Raw genomic sequence first — 14406 nt, forward strand, 5'->3', positions numbered from 1 at the left:
CCAGCGGCCCCTTTTGCTGCCCCCCCCCCGTCCCCGCGGGGCGGCCCCCCCCCCCCGCTGTGGGGCCCGGGGGGGGGGGGGGGGGCCCCCCCCCCCCCCCCCGCCGCCGTTAGCCGACCCCGGGTTTGGCGTGAAGCTCGTCTAACGCCCGAGCCCGTCTCCCCGGCTCGCTGGACGAACCGACACGCCTCGTCCCCGAACCGCGACAACCAGCCACTCCACCCCACAGCACACGCGGCACTCGTCCAGTCACCACCAGCCACCCGGCTACAGAGTCATAACGAGCAGAAGGCGACTGAGACGCAACGGCCCCCCGCCGCTTCCGCAGGCACCCGATACCGGATTAAGCTCCGCTAACGCTCCTGATGAAGTCATGCCACACATAACGGGCAACAGGACGCGACAGCACAATCGGCACGGCTGCGCAGAACAGCCGGTTGAACGGAGTGACCACGAACATGGCAAGCAAGAAGTTCCTGAGCCTCACTGCCGCAACCGCGGCCCTCGTGCTCGGGCTCACCGCGTGTGGCAACGGGGACGCCGGCGGCGACAGCGCCGACGGCGGCAACGACGGCAACGGCGGCTCCGGCGAGGAGTTCACCTTCGGCATCCTCTACCCGCAGACCGGCAGCCTGGCCTTCCTCGGCCCGCCCCAGATCACCGCCGCCAAGTACGCCATCGACGAGATCAACAACGCCGGCGGCATCCTGGGCACCCAGGTCCCCGCCATCGTCGAGGGCGACGAGGCGGGCGACGCGGCCCAGGCCAACCAGGCCGCCAACGACCTCGTCTCCGCCGACGTCAACGCCGTCATCGGCGCCGCCGCCTCCGCCATGACGCAGGCCAGCTACGACACCATCACCTCCGCCAACGTCGTCCAGTGCTCCGGCTCCAACACGGCGCCCGACCTCAGCGACATCGACGACAACGGCTACTTCTTCCGCACCGCGCCCAGCGACCTCCTCTCCGGTCCGGTCCTGGCCCGCCAGATGGTCGACGACGGCGCCTTCGACGTCGCCGTCATCGCCCGCGCCGACGACTACGGCGACGGCTACCGCAGCGCCGTCGAGGCCGAACTGGAGGCCCTGGGCGCGAACGTGGTCGCGACCGAGAACTACGACCCGGACGCCACCAACTACGACTCCGTGGTCAACTCCGTCTCCAACGCCGACCCCGACGCCGTCGCCCTGATCTCCTTCCAGGAGGGCGCCCAGGTCATCGCCGAACTCATCGAGTCCGGCATCACCGGCGACCAGCTCTACATCACCGACGGCCTGAACGACCCCGAGCTCGGCACCACCGTCAACGAGGACGACCCCGACGTCATCACCGGCGTCACCGGCGTCGCCCCCGGTGCCGACAACCCCGAGTTCAACGAGGGCCTGCGCGCCTTCGACCCCGACCTCGACGTCTTCCAGTTCGCGCCGCAGGTCTTCGACTGCGTCACCGCGATCGCCCTGGCCGCCGAGTCCGCCGGGACCGTCGACCCCGCCGAGTACGTCGAGCACCTGCCCGAGATCAGCCGCCCCGAAGGCACCGCGTGCGGCTCCTTCGAGGAGTGCCGCGACCTCCTCGCCGACGGTGAGTCCATCGACTTCCAGGGCACCAGCGGCAACATCGACTTCGACGACAACGGCGACCCCACCTCCGCCACCTTCGAGGTCTTCCACTTCGGCGACGACGGCTACGAGACCCTCGGGTTCGAGGAGTACTCCGTCAACGAGTAACCACGGACGACCCGCCCCGCCACGGGCCACCACACCCCGGCCGAGCGGCGCCGCCCACCGCACACCGTGCGAACCGTCCGGGGGTGGGGGGGCCCCCCCCCCCCCCCCCCCCCCCCCCCCCCCCCCCCCCCCCCCCCCCCCCCCCCCCCCCCCCCCCCCCCCCCCCGCCCCCCCCCCCCCCCCCCCGCCCGGGGGCCCCCCCCCCCCCCCCCGGGCCCCCCCGGGGGGGGGGGGGGGGCCCCCCCCCCCCCACCCCCGGCCCCGTCCCACCCCCGCCCCGACCACCGCGAGACCCCGGCACGGCCGCACCCCGCGCGCCGTGCCTCGTCGTACACGGAACGGACCACGCGCCACGGCACACGCGCCCCGGGGCCCGACGCCCGCGCGTCCCCACCCCCCGGACGCTCCACGCCACCCGAACGGACGCCCCACATGCCCCACAGGCCCCTCGCCCTCCCAGCGGCCGCCCTGACCCTCGCCCTGACCCTCACCGCCTGCGGCGACGTCCTCGGCACCGGCCCCGACACCCCCGACAGCGACGAATTCACCTTCGGACTCCTCTACCCCCAGACCGGCAGCCTCAGCTTCCTCGGCCCCGCCCAGACCGCGGCCGTCAACTACGCCATCGACGAGATCAACACCGCGGGGGGCATCCTCGGCGCCCCCGTCCCCCCGCCCGTCATCGCCGACGAGGCCGGCGACGCGGCCCAGGCCACACAGGCCGCCAACGACCTCGTCTCCGCCGACGTCAACGCCGTCATCGGCGCCGCCGCCTCCGTGATGACCCGGGCCAGCCACCCCGCCGTCACCGGGGCGGGCATCGCCCAGTGCTCCGGCTCCAGCACCGCCCCCGACCTCACCCGAGTCGAGGACGGCGGCTACTTCTTCCGCACCGCGCCCAGCGACCTCCTCGCCGGACCCGTCCTCGCGCGCCGCATCGTCGACGACGGACACCTCGACGTCGCCGTCATCGCCCGCGCCGACGACTACGGCAACGGCTACCTCACGGCCGTCGAGACCGAACTCCAGGCCCTGGGCGCCAACGTCGTCCTCAGCGAGACCTACGACCCCGACGCCACCAACTTCGGCGCCGTCATCAGCGCGGCCGCCGACTCCGGAGCCCACGCCGTGGCCCTCATCTCCTTCCAGGAGGGCACGCAGCTCATGGCCGCCCTCATCGAGAGCGGGACCGAGAGCCAGTTCTACCTCACCGACGGCCTCAACGACCCCGACCTGGAAGCGAGCGTCGGCGCCACCTCCACCGGCGCCGTCACCGGCACCACCGGAGTCGCCCCCAGCGCCGACAACCCCGAGTTCAACGAGGGCCTGCGCGCCTTCGACCCCGACCTCGACGTCTTCCAGTTCGCGCCGCACATCTTCGACTGCGTCACCACCATCGCCCTAGCCGCCGAATCCGCCGGGACCGTCGACCCCGCCGAGTACGTCGGACACATCGCCGACGTCACCCGCCCGCACGGCACCGCGTGCACCGGCTTCGAGCAGTGCCGCGACCTCCTCGCCGACGGCCAACCCATCGACTACCAAGGCATGAGCGGCGACATCGACCTCGACGACAACGGCGACCCCACCTCCGCCACCTTCGAGGTCTTCCACTTCGGCGACGACGGCTACGAGATCCTCGAGTACATCGAGTACACCAACGACTGACCCCCGCGACCGGCACACGACGAGGGGCGGGACCCGACACGGGTCCCGCCCCCCACACACACCCCGATCAGCCCTTGGCGAGCGTCCCCAGGTACAGCTCGATCACGTTCGGATCGTTCAGCAGTTCCCGACCCGAACCCGTGTACGCGTTCCGGCCCTGGTCCAGCACGTAGCCGCGGTCACAGATCTGCAGGCACCGCCGCGCGTTCTGCTCCACCATGATCACCGAGACCCCGGCGGCGTTGACCTCCTTCACGCGCTGGAAGACCTCCTCCTGGTAGATCGGCGACAACCCCGCCGTCGGCTCGTCCAACAACAGCACCGACGGGTCCATCATCAGGGCCCGGCCCATCGCCACCATCTGGCGCTGACCACCCGACAACGACCCCGCCTTCGCCCGGCGACGGTCCGCCAGCAGCGGGAACAGCCCCGCCACCACCTCGAACCGCTCCGCGAACGACCTCGGCCGCAGGAACGCCCCCATCTGGAGGTTCTCCTCGATCGTCAGCGACGGGAACACGTTGCGCGTCTGCGGGACGTAGCCCACGCCCCGCTCCACCAACGAGTGCGCCGCCAACCCCGCGATGCTGGAACCCCGCAGAGTCAGACCGCCCTCGCGCACGGGGATCAGGCCGAAGATCGTCTTGATCAGCGTCGACTTACCCGCGCCGTTCGGACCGATGATCGCCACCACCTCACCCTCGGTGAGGGTCAGCGTGCACCCGTTCAGGATGTTCACACCAGGCACGTAGCCGGCCACCAGGTCCCTGGCCAACAGCAGGTAGTCGTCCGGACCACCCACCTCCAGCGACTCCGCCCGCGCGTGCTCCAACACCTCCTCGCGGTGCTCCTGCACGGCGGCGGCCTCCTCCGCCTCCACCGGGACCTCGTCCGGCGCCGGGCCGACCCCGCCGCTGCCCTCACTCATCGCCACTCCCCTGGGTCTCACCCTCGACGTCCTGGGCACCCAGGTAGGCGTCGATCACCTGCTGGTTGGACCGGATGTCCGAAGGACGGCCCTCCGCGATCACCTGCCCCTGCGCCAACACCACGATCCAGTCGCTGATCCCCATGATCACGTCCATGTCGTGCTCCACGAACAGGACCGTCTTGCCCTCGTCGCGCAACGACGTGATGTGGTGCAGCAACGACTGCACCAACGCCGGGTTCACACCCGCCATCGGTTCGTCCAGCATGATCATGCTCGGATCGGTCATCAGCGCCCGCGCCATCTCCAACAGCTTGCGCTGACCTCCCGACAACGCGCCCGCCATGTCGCGGCGCTTGTCGATGAGCTTGAACCGCTCCAGCAGGTCCAGGGCCTTCTCGGTGTTCGCCTTCTCCTGACGGCCCCACACCGGCCGCAGGAACGCGCCCGCCATCCGCTCGCCCGTCTGACCCGGCGCCCCCAACAGCATGTTGTCGAGCACCGTCATCCGGGTCAGCGCCTTGGTCAACTGGAAGGTCCGCACCATCCCGGCCCGCGCCACCTGGTGACCCCGGCGGCCGTTGATGCCCCGGCCCTCGAACGACCACTGTCCGCCGTCCACCCGCTCGAACCCCGTGAGGAGGTTGAACAGTGTCGACTTGCCCGCGCCGTTCGGACCGATCAACGCCGTGATCGTCCCGCGCTGCACCTCCAGGTGCCGCACGTCCACCGCGGTCAGACCACCGAACGAACGCTTCACGTCGTCGGCCACCAGGATCGGGTCGGCCTTCGCCGAACCCGGCTCCGGCACCGCCCCCGCCATCCGGTCGACCTCGACCGCCGCCTCGGAGGCGTTCACCTCGTCACTTGACATTGATCAACATCTCCTTGCGGTCACCGATCAGACCCTGCGGCCGGAACACGATCAGCAGCACCAGCAGCAGACCGACGAACGCCAACTGGATCGCACCGAAGTCCGGCCCCTGAAGGAACGGCAGGTAACCCTCACTGCCCAACCCGCGCAGCAGCTTGTCCGTGAAGTTCATCAGGAACCAGAACACCATCGAACCCACGATCGGCCCCAGCACACGGCCCGCACCGCCCAGCAGCAGGATCACCCACAGGAAGAACGTCACCTGCGGCTTGAACTGGTCGGGCGCGATCGCGCCCTGGTGCACCGCCATCATGCAACCGGCCAGGGCACCGATCAGACCGCCCAGGACCAGCGCCTGCATCTTGTACGCGAAGACGTTCTTGCCGAGGCTGCGCACCGCGTCCTCGTCCTCGCGGATGCCCTTCACCACACGGCCCCACGGGCTGTGGATCAACGCCCAGGTCAGCGCCGCCATCAGCGCCACCAGACCCCACGTCACCGTCATCAGCCACATGTGGTTGCCGGTGAACGACAGCGCGCCCACCCCGTACCGGGCGCCCGGGTCGAACAACCCCAACGCCTCGTTCCAACCGCGGAACTCCGCCGACAGGTTCTGGAGCCCGTACACACCGTTGGTCAGGGGCTCGGCGAAACCGGCCCGGTACACCAGCCGCAGCACCTCGGCGGCGGCGATCGTGGTGATCGAGAGGTAGTCCGCCCGCAACCGCAGCGTCGGAATACCCAACAACAGCGCCAACACCACCGCGCAGGCCAGGCCCACCAGGAACCCGGCCGCGAGCGGCAGGTCGAACACCGCCACGCTGATACCCACGCCATAGGCGCCCACCAGCATGAACCCGACCTGACCGAAGTTCAGCAGCCCGGCGTAGCCGAAGTGCATGTTCAGGCCGATCGCGGCCAGCGCGTAGATCGCGGCCACCGGTCCCACCGCGGATCGGGCGGACTCGGCGAGGATCAAGAAAATATCCATCGTCTACCTCTCCTAGCCGACCCGCTCGCGCCGACCGAGCAGACCCTGGGGCCTGATCAGCAGCATGAGGATCATCAGGGCCAGAGCCCACGCTTGCATGAGCTGTGCGGGGAACCACAGGGTGGACAGCATCGCCACCAGGCCGACCGCGATACCGCCGACCATCGCACCGTAGGCCGTGCCCAGGCCGCCCAGGATCACCGCGGCGAACATGAGCAGGAGCAGACGGAAGCCCATCTCGTAGTCCACGACCTGGTTCAGGCCGAACAGGACACCGCCCAGGGACGCCAGACCGCCGCCCAGGAACCACACGTACAGCGTCACCCGGTCCACGTCGATGCCCGACGACTCCGCCAGGTCCCGGTTGTCCGAGACCGCGCGCATCGCCTTGCCGATGCGGGTGAACTGGAGCATGCACGCCACGAGCACCAGGACCACGACCGCGACGGCCATGATCACCAGGTCGCGCGGAGGCATGGAGATCGGGCCGATATGCACCAGTTCCTGCACCTGGAAGCCCGCGTAGCGGCGCCGGTTGGCGCCGAAGAGCACCAGCAGCACGTGCCGCAGCACCAGCGCCAGACCGATCGAGACGATGAACATCTGGATCAGGGCGACGTTGCGCCGGCGCAGGGGGCGCCACAGGTAGCGCTCCATCGTGCCGCCCAGGACCGCGCCCATGACGACCGCGATACCGGCGGCCGCCCACAGCGGCACCTGCCAGTCGAAGCCGTCACCGATGACGCCCATCAGCGTCCCCAGGGCGATGCCGCCGAAGACCGAGGACCACTGGAGGACGATCAGCGTCGTCCGGTTGAGCCGGTCCTCCAGGAGCGCGCCCAACAGGACGGCGATCCCCAGCCCGGCGAAGATCGCCAGCAGGGAGTTGCCCAGCCCCGCGGCGCCGGTACTGAACAGCAGTGCCATCATCGCGCCGAAGGTGACCATGTCACCGTGCGAGAAGTTGATGACCTGCGTCGTACCGAAGATCAGGGAGAGGCCGATCGCGGAGACCGCGATGACCAGACCGAAGAGCAGACCGGCCGCGGCAAGCTGCACGAAGCGCTCACCGAACCCGCCGCTGACGCCCTCGACCGCGACCGACTCGTCGTCGGCGGCCGCGTCCTCCTCGGCTTCGTCGGACGCCTCGGCGTCCGGGGAGGGGGAGCTCTCACCCTGCCCCGCCGAGTCGCCCGGGTACTCCAGTCCGACGAGGAGGAGCCTCTGCTGCCCGGGCTCGACGTCGACCTCGGCCACACCGTCCGCCATGAGGGACGTCTCGCGTACGGCGAACTCGCTGGGGACGGACTCCTGGTCCACCACTACGCGGTAGTCGCCCGGTCCGGGCAACCCCACTTCCCACTTTCCATCAGGGTCGGTCTCCACCGCATCGATCTCGTCCTCACCCTGGAAGACCGTGATCAGGATGCCCTCGACACCCTGGTCCCGGTCGTCCGGCTGACCGATCTGACCGTGCAGCGACTCACCGCCCTGTTCGTCTGCCGTCGCCGCCGCCCCGGGGATCACCAGGAATGCGGTGATCAGGGCGAGCAACACGGTCACGAGGCGTGTGCGCACGCGCGCTCCTTGCGCATCTGAGGTCGGCGGAACCCGAATGGGGGGCATACGGGCTCCGCTGTCCTTTAGCTGTTCGGTGCGGTGAGTTTAGCCCCATTTATGCCAGTCATTCAGTGCCGCTTAAGCCACGTGATCCAACCGTCACCCCATCGTGCGCAACCGAGATCAAACCGGTACGGGATACGCGTTGACGCTGAACAGGTGTCGACGTTCCGGAGCCGTAACCTGCCCATCCGTACACAGTTTCCGGGAACGGACACACGAAGGGGCCGCGCCCGGACGGGCGCGGCCCCAGTTCGGTCGGCCGGGGATCGGATCGTTAGCCGGACTGTCCCCCGAGGGTCTCCACGACCGTCTCGGCGACCCTGCGCATGGTCAGTCGGCGGTCCATCGAGTTCTTCTGAATCCAACGGAAGGCCTCGGGCTCGCTCATGCCGTGGCGGGCCTGGAGCAGCCCCTTGGCCTGCTCCACCAGTTTGCGCGTCTCCAGACGGTCCTGGAGGCTGCCGACCTCGGCTTCCAGCGCCGCCAGCTCGGCGTAGCGGGAGGTGGCCATCTCGATCGCCGGAACCAGGTCCGACTTGCTGAACGGCTTGACCAGGTAGGCCATGGCCCCGGCCTCGCGGGCCCGCTCCACCAGCTCCCGCTGGGAGAAGGCGGTCAGGATCACGACCGGCGCGATGCGCTCGGCGGCGATGCGCTCGGCAGCGGAGAGACCGTCGAGCACCGGCATCTTGATGTCGGTGATCACCAGGTCGGGTTTGAGCTCCTGGGCAAGCCGGATGGCGGCCTCACCGTCGCCCGCCTCCCCGACGACGGCATAGCCGTCCTCCTCGAGCATCTCCTTGAGATCCAGGCGGATCAGGGCCTCGTCTTCCGCGATCACCACACGGCTCTGCGTCCTCGTCACGTACACGAGGTTACCGAGATCCGCTAGTATGCTGACCGTTGGCCCCGGCAATGCGCGTCAATCGTGACTCCACCGTTGACCGAGCGACGCCCCCGGAACTCCGGACAGGCAAACCGGACAAACCAGCCGGAATGATGGAATGGTAGACATAGGGGACTCAAAATCCCCCGTCCGCAAGGACGTGTGGGTTCGAATCCCACTTCCGGCACCAGCCAGCACAGCCGCCCCCGGGCGGCTTTTTTGCTGCCCAGAGCCCCCTTCCGGAGAATGTCCGAAGCGTGAGCAATCATGCACGCTATGTACTCACGCAAGATCGTTGACAAGGCTCTCGCCCTCCACCGCTTCGGTTGGAGCAACCAGTACGTCGCTCGCGCCTGTGGTGTGTCGGAGAAGGCTGTCACCCACTGGATCAACGGAACGCGCAGGGCGCGGGCCAAGGACGCGGAGCGTACCGCCTACTGCCCCAGGTGCGACGACGCACAGCTCGACGCCCCCGCCTACTCCTACCTCCTCGGCCTCTATCTCGGCGACGGCTACATCGGTGCCATCTCCAAGGGCGTCTACTACCTCTCCATCATCTGTTCCGACACCTGGCCCGGCCTCAAGGCGGAGTGCGAGACCGCGCTCGCCCGTGTCTACCCCGTATCGGTCTTCAAGGTGCAGCGGGAGGGCGCTACCGAGGTCAAGTCCACGTCGAAACACTGGCCGTGCGTCTTCCCCCAGAGGGGTAAGGGCCCGAAGCACTCCCGTCCGATCGTCTTGGAGCCGTGGCAGAAGACCATCGTGGACGAGCACCCCGAGGCCCTGATACGTGGCCTCATCCACTCGGACGGTTGCCGGGTGACCAATCGAATACGCAAGAAGACGCAGTCAGCAGACGGCCAAGCGGACTACTACGAGTACCCGCGTTACCACTTCACGAACGCGTCGACGGACATCATCCACATCCTCACCAGGGGTTTGGATCGGCTGGACATCGCGTGGAAGGTCCACGTGATCAAGCAGGAACCGCGCTACCGGGACAGGCACGTCGTCTCGGTCTCCCGCAAGGACGCGGTGGCGCGGATGGACGCGTTCGTCGGGCCCAAGTACTGAAGGCGCCCGCGCGCGGTGAGCGCGGGCCCGGACACGCGTCTCACCCCTCGCCGCGCCAGCGCTGGATGTCCTCCTCGGTGATCTCCTGCATCGGTGTGGGCTGGGTGATGCGGAGGTGGTTGCCGAAGGGGTCGCGCAGGGCGCAGTCGATGCCGTAGGGCTGCTGGGTCGGTTCCTCGGTGAACGTGACTCCGCGCGAACGCAGGGTGTCGTAGGTGGCCCGGCAGTCGTCGGTGTTGATGATGGCGGCGACGCCGAGGGCGCCCTTGGTGAGGAGTTCGCGGAGCTGGGCGACGGTCTGTTCGTCCTGGGCGGGCGGTCCGGGGACCTCCAGGAGGATGTGGCGTTCGGGGTCGGCGGGCAGGGTGATGGTGAGCCACCGCATGAACCCCATGTCGACGTCGTCGCCGACCTCGAACCCGAGTTTGCCGACGTAGAAGTCGAGGGCCTCGTCCTGGTCGAGAACGGTCACGGCGTGGATGGCGATCTGAGTGAGCATGCGTCAACGCTACGTCCGGGCTGGTCAGCCGTGCTTCTACGCCACGTCAGTTTCGGGTCTGGCTCAGGAGGCGCGCAGATGGTCGCGCAGGGTGCGGGCGGCGCGTCCGATGAGCGCTTCGGCGGCGGGTTGGTGGCGGGCGGGGACGGAGGAGGCGGTGAGGGCGGCGATGGCGTAGGCCTCGCCGCCCCTGTGGTCGACGACGCCGACCTCGTGGCGGTGGTTGAGGACGCTGCCGGTCTTGGAGGACCAGGTGCTGGCGTCGGTGCTGAACTCGGGGGCGAGTCGGTGGCGGATGACGTTGTCGGCCATGAGCGAGCGCAGGCGGGCGGCGGTGTCGGGGTGGATGGTGGTGGGCCTCCAGACGGCTTGGAGGAGGTCGACGTGGGCTCGGGCCGATCCGGAGTTGGCTCGTGTGACGTCGAGTTGGGGGATGCGGTGGCCGCGCCCGGCACTGGCGGCCTGGATGGCGAGGGTGTGGGCGAGGTGGGTCTCGTCGGGGGCGAGGCGTTCGGCGGGGGTCTGGTTGAGGTCGCGGACGCGGTGGCGGACGGTGATGCCGTGGAGGTCGTGGGCGCGCAGGATGTCGGTGACGTGGGCGGGTGGGGTGAGTTCGAAGAGGGCGTCGGCGGCGACGTTGTCGCTGACGCACAGGGCGAGGTAGAGCAGGTCGTCGACGGCGACGGTGGCGGGGTGGCGGAAGCGGCCGAGCCCGAGGGGTCCGGTGGTGGGGCCGTCGGGTGGGACGCGGACGGGGGTGGCGCCGTCGATCTCCCCTTGGTGGAGGCGTTGGAGGGTGGCGAGGGCGAGGGGGAGTTTGACGAGTGAGGCGGTGGCGTACTCGGTGTCGGGGTCGATGCCGATCTCGTGGCCGGTGTTGAGGTCGCGGACCAGGAGGGAGGCCTGGAGTCCGGCCTGTTCGAGTTCGGTCCGGAGTCGTTGGGTGATCACGGGGTGGGCGCTCCGAGGCATTGGGCGACGTGTGGGTGGAGGTGTGTGCGGAGTGTCTCGGCCTGTTCTCCGGTGGCGGTGTAGGTGCGGGTGGGTTGGATCTCTCCGATGGGGCGCCAGTGGAGGTCGAGGTCGTCGGCCTGGCGGGGTGAGCAGAGGAGGAGGTCGTGGGTGGTGAGGACTTCGGCGGTGGCGGTGGTGAGGTCGGCGGCGCGGGCGATCTGGGTGGGGTGGAGGCCGAGCGTGTCTCCGGTGTGGGTGAGGGGGTCGCGGATGTGAGGTGTGTCGTCCTCGGGTTGGAGCCAGAGTCGGCGGGGCGGGTCGGTGTCGTAGCGGTGGGGTCGGAGGGTTTCGAGGTAGTGGGTGCGGGCGTGGGGCGGGTGGTGGGTGGCGAGTCCGAGGGGGACGGTCCAGTGTGCCTGGTCGCGGGGGACGGCGGTGAGTGCCGTGCGGACCTGGCGGGTGTGGAGGAGTTCGTCGCGTTGGGCGGGGGGTGCGGGGTGGGGGTCGAGGTGGAGGTCGTGCGCGCGGGCGCGCGCGGTGAGGCGGGCGAGGTCGTGGGTGGTGCAGGTGGTGGGGACGGCCAGGCGCAGGGGTGTGCGCCGGGCCTGGGCGGCGTCGTGTTCGAGGGTGTGGGCGAGGTCGACGAGTCGGCGTGCGGTGGGCAGGACGGTGTGGCCGAACTGGGTGAGGGTGGCGCGTCGGGTGGTGCGGTCGAAGAGGGGGGCGCCGAGGTGTTTTTCGAGGGCGGCGATGCGGCGGCTGGCGACGGGTTGGGGGATGCGGGCGGCGGCCGCTCCGAGGGTGAAGCTGCCTCGGTCGCTGACGTGGATGAAGGCGGTGCAGGCTCCGACGAGGTCCATGGTCTGAGGTTATGCCGGAATCGCATGGAAGTGGCCATTGGTGTCTTGGACAGCATGGGTGGTGGTTGGTGAGACTGCGGGGGCGGGCCGGTTCTGGTTCGTACCTCTTCTGATTCGTGTTCCTTTGGGGGCTGTTGTGAGCTTTTCTGTGCGCGGTGTGTGGTGGCGCGGTCTCGTCGCGTCAGTGGCGCTGGTGCCCGTGGTGGGGTGTGGCGCGGCCGGGGGTGAGGGGGGCGCGGGCGCTTCGGCGGAGTCGGCGTCGGTGACGGTGGACTTCGTGGCGGAGTTCGAGGCTCTGGAGGAGGAGTTCGACGCGCGGTTGGGTGTGTACGCGTTGGACACGGGGTCGGGTGATGAGGTGGCGTTCCGGGAGGATGAGCGGTTCGCGTTCGCCTCGACGTTCAAGGCGCTGCTGGCGGGGGTGGTGCTGTCGGAGAACTCGTTGGAGGAGATGGAGCGGGTGGTGACCTTCGACGAGAGCGTGCTGGTGCCGCACTCGCCGGTGGTGGAGGAGAACCTGGAGTCGGGGATGTCGCTGTTGGAGCTGTGCGACGCGACGGTGCGGTTCAGCGACAACGCGGCGGCGAACCTGTTGTTGGAGGAGATCGGTGGCCCGGAGGGGTTCGGTTCGGCGTTGGAGGAGTTGACCGGTGACGAGGTGACCAATCCGGTGCGGTGGGAGCCGGAACTCAACGAGGCGGTTCCGGGTGACGAGCGCGACACGAGCACCGCGCGGGCCCTGACGGGGAGTCTGGAGGCGTTCGCCTTGGGCGAGGTCGTGCCGGAGGACCGTCGTGAGGTGTTGGTGGACCTGCTGGTGCGGAACACGACGGGTGATGACCTGATCCGCGCGGGTGTGCCGGACGGTTGGGTCGTGGGCGACAAGACCGGTGGCGGGGGTCACGGGACGCGCAACGACATCGCGGTGCTGTGGCCCGAGGGGGGCGAGGGCGACCCGATCGTGTTGGCCGTGCTGTCGAGCCGTGACGTCGAGGATGCGGAGTACGACGACGCGTTGGTCGCCGAGGCGGCCGAGGTGGTCGTGGAGGCCCTGGGGTAGGGGTGGTCCGGCGGGTGTCGCGGGGGTTCTGGTCGGGTCGGGGCAGGTCGGCCAGAACCTCTGTAACTACCCAACCCATTCGCCCCCAAAGAGGCCTTTTGTCACTTTATGTAGCCGCAAGCGGGCCGAACCGGTCACATCACGGCCACAACCTGAGCACAACCCGTGGGTTCGGTCGCCGGAAAGCCGACCCGTCCCTGATCCTTGATGTCGGAAAGCCCGGTCGGATCGGGCTCGCAGCGAGAGAGGGGCGACGGTTGTTGACCGCGGTGGCCGGGGTGATCGGCGCGCTGGTGATCGGGGCCTGGGTCGTGGTGGCCTGGGGTTCCCGGCGGCGGCAGCCGTGGTTGTGGACCCCGGTGGCGCTGCTGGTGGTCCTGCTCGTCGCGGTGGACCTGCCCGGCTGGTCGTTCCTGCCCCTGGCGGCCCTGGGCGCGGGCTCCTTCGCCGAACTGGTGGTGGGTTCGCGCGAGTCGCCTGCGATCCGAACCAAGGACCCCGACGCCCCGTTGAGCACGCAGCGGTGGGCGGCCGCGGCGGCCGCCCCCTTCCGGGTCGCGCTGGCCGAGCCCTGGGACGTGGTGGCGCGGCCGAGCCTGCGCCGCCGCTACCGGCGGATGCTCGAACGCCAGTGGTCGGTGGTGGACCGCGAGTCGTTGCTGGCGGCCGTGGACACCCTCTGGGCCGGGTTGCACCAGGGCCCGAGCCTGGACCTCGCGGTGGACCTGCGTACGGGTACGGCCCGTTCCCGCCTCCCCCTGGACCAGGGCGGCCTGGACACCGGCGAGACGGTGGAGCTGACCCCGGAGCAGGTGGCCCGGCTGCGCGCGGTCACGGGCGTGGACGAGGGTGACGAGACGGTGATCATCGGCGCCTACCAGTGGTGGAAGTCGGTGCACGTCATCCGGTTGGCGTGCGGTGGGGCGACGCTGGACTGGCTGAGCCCGGTGGAGACGCAGACGCTGTTGCGGCGGGTGGCCTCCGACCTCCAACGGCGGTACTCGTCGTGGGGACAGCTGTCCACGGCCTTCCACGCCGGGTACCTGCTGTGGCCCGACAAGGGTGTGGACGACGACCCGGTGGAGGACGACCGTCCGGACGCCGACCGTGTGTGGGTGGCGCTGGGCCTGTTGGACGAGGACCCGCGCAGCCCGTGGAACCTGCTGCCGTGGGACATGCCGCTGGACCGGGTGACGTTCGAGGGCGGGGTCTCCACCACCCAGGAGTAGGCCCCCGGACTTCCGGCGGTTCGACCGCTCCCC

Annotated in this window: 13 protein-coding genes and 1 tRNA gene; 6 read left to right on the forward strand and 8 right to left on the reverse strand. The window is 69.7% G+C overall.

Translation table 11 applies throughout. The features are described 5' to 3' along the window. Positions 1 to 458: 458 nt before the first annotated feature. Entirely contained in the window at positions 459 to 1727 is a 1269-nt protein-coding gene (locus tag ACFYL4_RS00040) for an ABC transporter substrate-binding protein (protein ID WP_357770079.1), read from the forward strand. Positions 1728 to 2159: 432 nt separating this feature from the next. Further along, complete coding sequence (locus ACFYL4_RS00045) at positions 2160 to 3395, forward strand: ABC transporter substrate-binding protein (RefSeq protein ID WP_387515253.1); 1236 nt, start codon at positions 2160 to 2162, stop codon at positions 3393 to 3395. Positions 3396 to 3462: 67 nt separating this feature from the next. Here the strand turns inward: ACFYL4_RS00045 and ACFYL4_RS00050 are convergent, their stop codons facing one another. The 5 genes from ACFYL4_RS00050 to ACFYL4_RS00070 all read right to left on the reverse strand — a co-directional run bounded on the left by ACFYL4_RS00050 (position 3463) and on the right by ACFYL4_RS00070 (position 8655). After that, complete coding sequence (locus ACFYL4_RS00050) at positions 3463 to 4323, reverse strand: ABC transporter ATP-binding protein (protein WP_387515255.1); 861 nt, start codon at positions 4321 to 4323, stop codon at positions 3463 to 3465. Beyond that, positions 4316 to 5197, reverse strand: a complete 882-nt coding sequence (locus tag ACFYL4_RS00055; protein ID WP_387515257.1) for an ABC transporter ATP-binding protein — start codon at positions 5195 to 5197, stop codon at positions 4316 to 4318. The genes ACFYL4_RS00050 and ACFYL4_RS00055 overlap by 8 nt, the downstream gene beginning before the upstream one ends. Next, positions 5187 to 6188, reverse strand: a complete 1002-nt coding sequence (locus ACFYL4_RS00060) for a branched-chain amino acid ABC transporter permease (protein ID WP_357768925.1) — start codon at positions 6186 to 6188, stop codon at positions 5187 to 5189. The genes ACFYL4_RS00055 and ACFYL4_RS00060 overlap by 11 nt, the downstream gene beginning before the upstream one ends. Before the next feature lie 12 nt (positions 6189 to 6200). Beyond that, positions 6201 to 7766 (reverse strand): branched-chain amino acid ABC transporter permease, encoded by a 1566-nt coding sequence (locus ACFYL4_RS00065; RefSeq protein ID WP_387515260.1) that lies wholly within the window; start codon positions 7764 to 7766, stop codon positions 6201 to 6203. A gap of 319 nt (positions 7767 to 8085) precedes the next feature. Next, positions 8086 to 8655: an ANTAR domain-containing response regulator gene (locus ACFYL4_RS00070; protein ID WP_387515919.1), complete on the reverse strand. Its 570-nt coding sequence runs from the start codon at positions 8653 to 8655 to the stop codon at positions 8086 to 8088. Positions 8656 to 8801: 146 nt separating this feature from the next. Between ACFYL4_RS00070 and ACFYL4_RS00075 the strand changes: the two genes are divergently transcribed. After that, a tRNA-Leu gene (locus tag ACFYL4_RS00075) sits at positions 8802 to 8887 on the forward strand. An 86-nt stretch (positions 8888 to 8973) separates the two neighbouring features. Further along, entirely contained in the window at positions 8974 to 9771 is a 798-nt protein-coding gene (locus ACFYL4_RS00080) for a transcriptional regulator (RefSeq protein WP_387515262.1), read from the forward strand. Positions 9772 to 9811: 40 nt separating this feature from the next. On the opposite strand, the gene ACFYL4_RS00085 is transcribed toward ACFYL4_RS00080, so the two are convergent. The 3 genes from ACFYL4_RS00085 to ACFYL4_RS00095 all read right to left on the reverse strand — a co-directional run bounded on the left by ACFYL4_RS00085 (position 9812) and on the right by ACFYL4_RS00095 (position 12084). Further along, entirely contained in the window at positions 9812 to 10270 is a 459-nt protein-coding gene (locus ACFYL4_RS00085) for a VOC family protein (RefSeq protein WP_387515264.1), read from the reverse strand. 63 nt (positions 10271 to 10333) lie between these two features. Then, positions 10334 to 11221 (reverse strand): serine hydrolase, encoded by an 888-nt coding sequence (locus tag ACFYL4_RS00090; protein WP_387515266.1) that lies wholly within the window; start codon positions 11219 to 11221, stop codon positions 10334 to 10336. Beyond that, complete coding sequence (locus ACFYL4_RS00095) at positions 11218 to 12084, reverse strand: LysR family transcriptional regulator (protein WP_357768916.1); 867 nt, start codon at positions 12082 to 12084, stop codon at positions 11218 to 11220. Before ACFYL4_RS00095 ends, ACFYL4_RS00090 begins: the two co-directional genes overlap by 4 nt. A gap of 136 nt (positions 12085 to 12220) precedes the next feature. Between ACFYL4_RS00095 and bla the strand changes: the two genes are divergently transcribed. Both bla and ACFYL4_RS00105 read left to right on the forward strand, forming a co-directional pair. After that, positions 12221 to 13144 carry a class A beta-lactamase gene (gene bla, locus ACFYL4_RS00100; protein ID WP_387515268.1) on the forward strand — a complete coding sequence of 308 codons (924 nt, stop codon included), beginning with the start codon at positions 12221 to 12223 and terminating at the stop codon, positions 13142 to 13144. A 257-nt stretch (positions 13145 to 13401) separates the two neighbouring features. Continuing rightward, positions 13402 to 14373 (forward strand): DUF1266 domain-containing protein, encoded by a 972-nt coding sequence (locus ACFYL4_RS00105; protein WP_357768912.1) that lies wholly within the window; start codon positions 13402 to 13404, stop codon positions 14371 to 14373. Positions 14374 to 14406: the final 33 nt, after the last annotated feature.

The sequence above is a fragment of the Nocardiopsis sp. NPDC006938 genome (assembly GCF_042869555.1).
Lineage (GTDB): Bacteria > Actinomycetota > Actinomycetes > Streptosporangiales > Streptosporangiaceae > Nocardiopsis.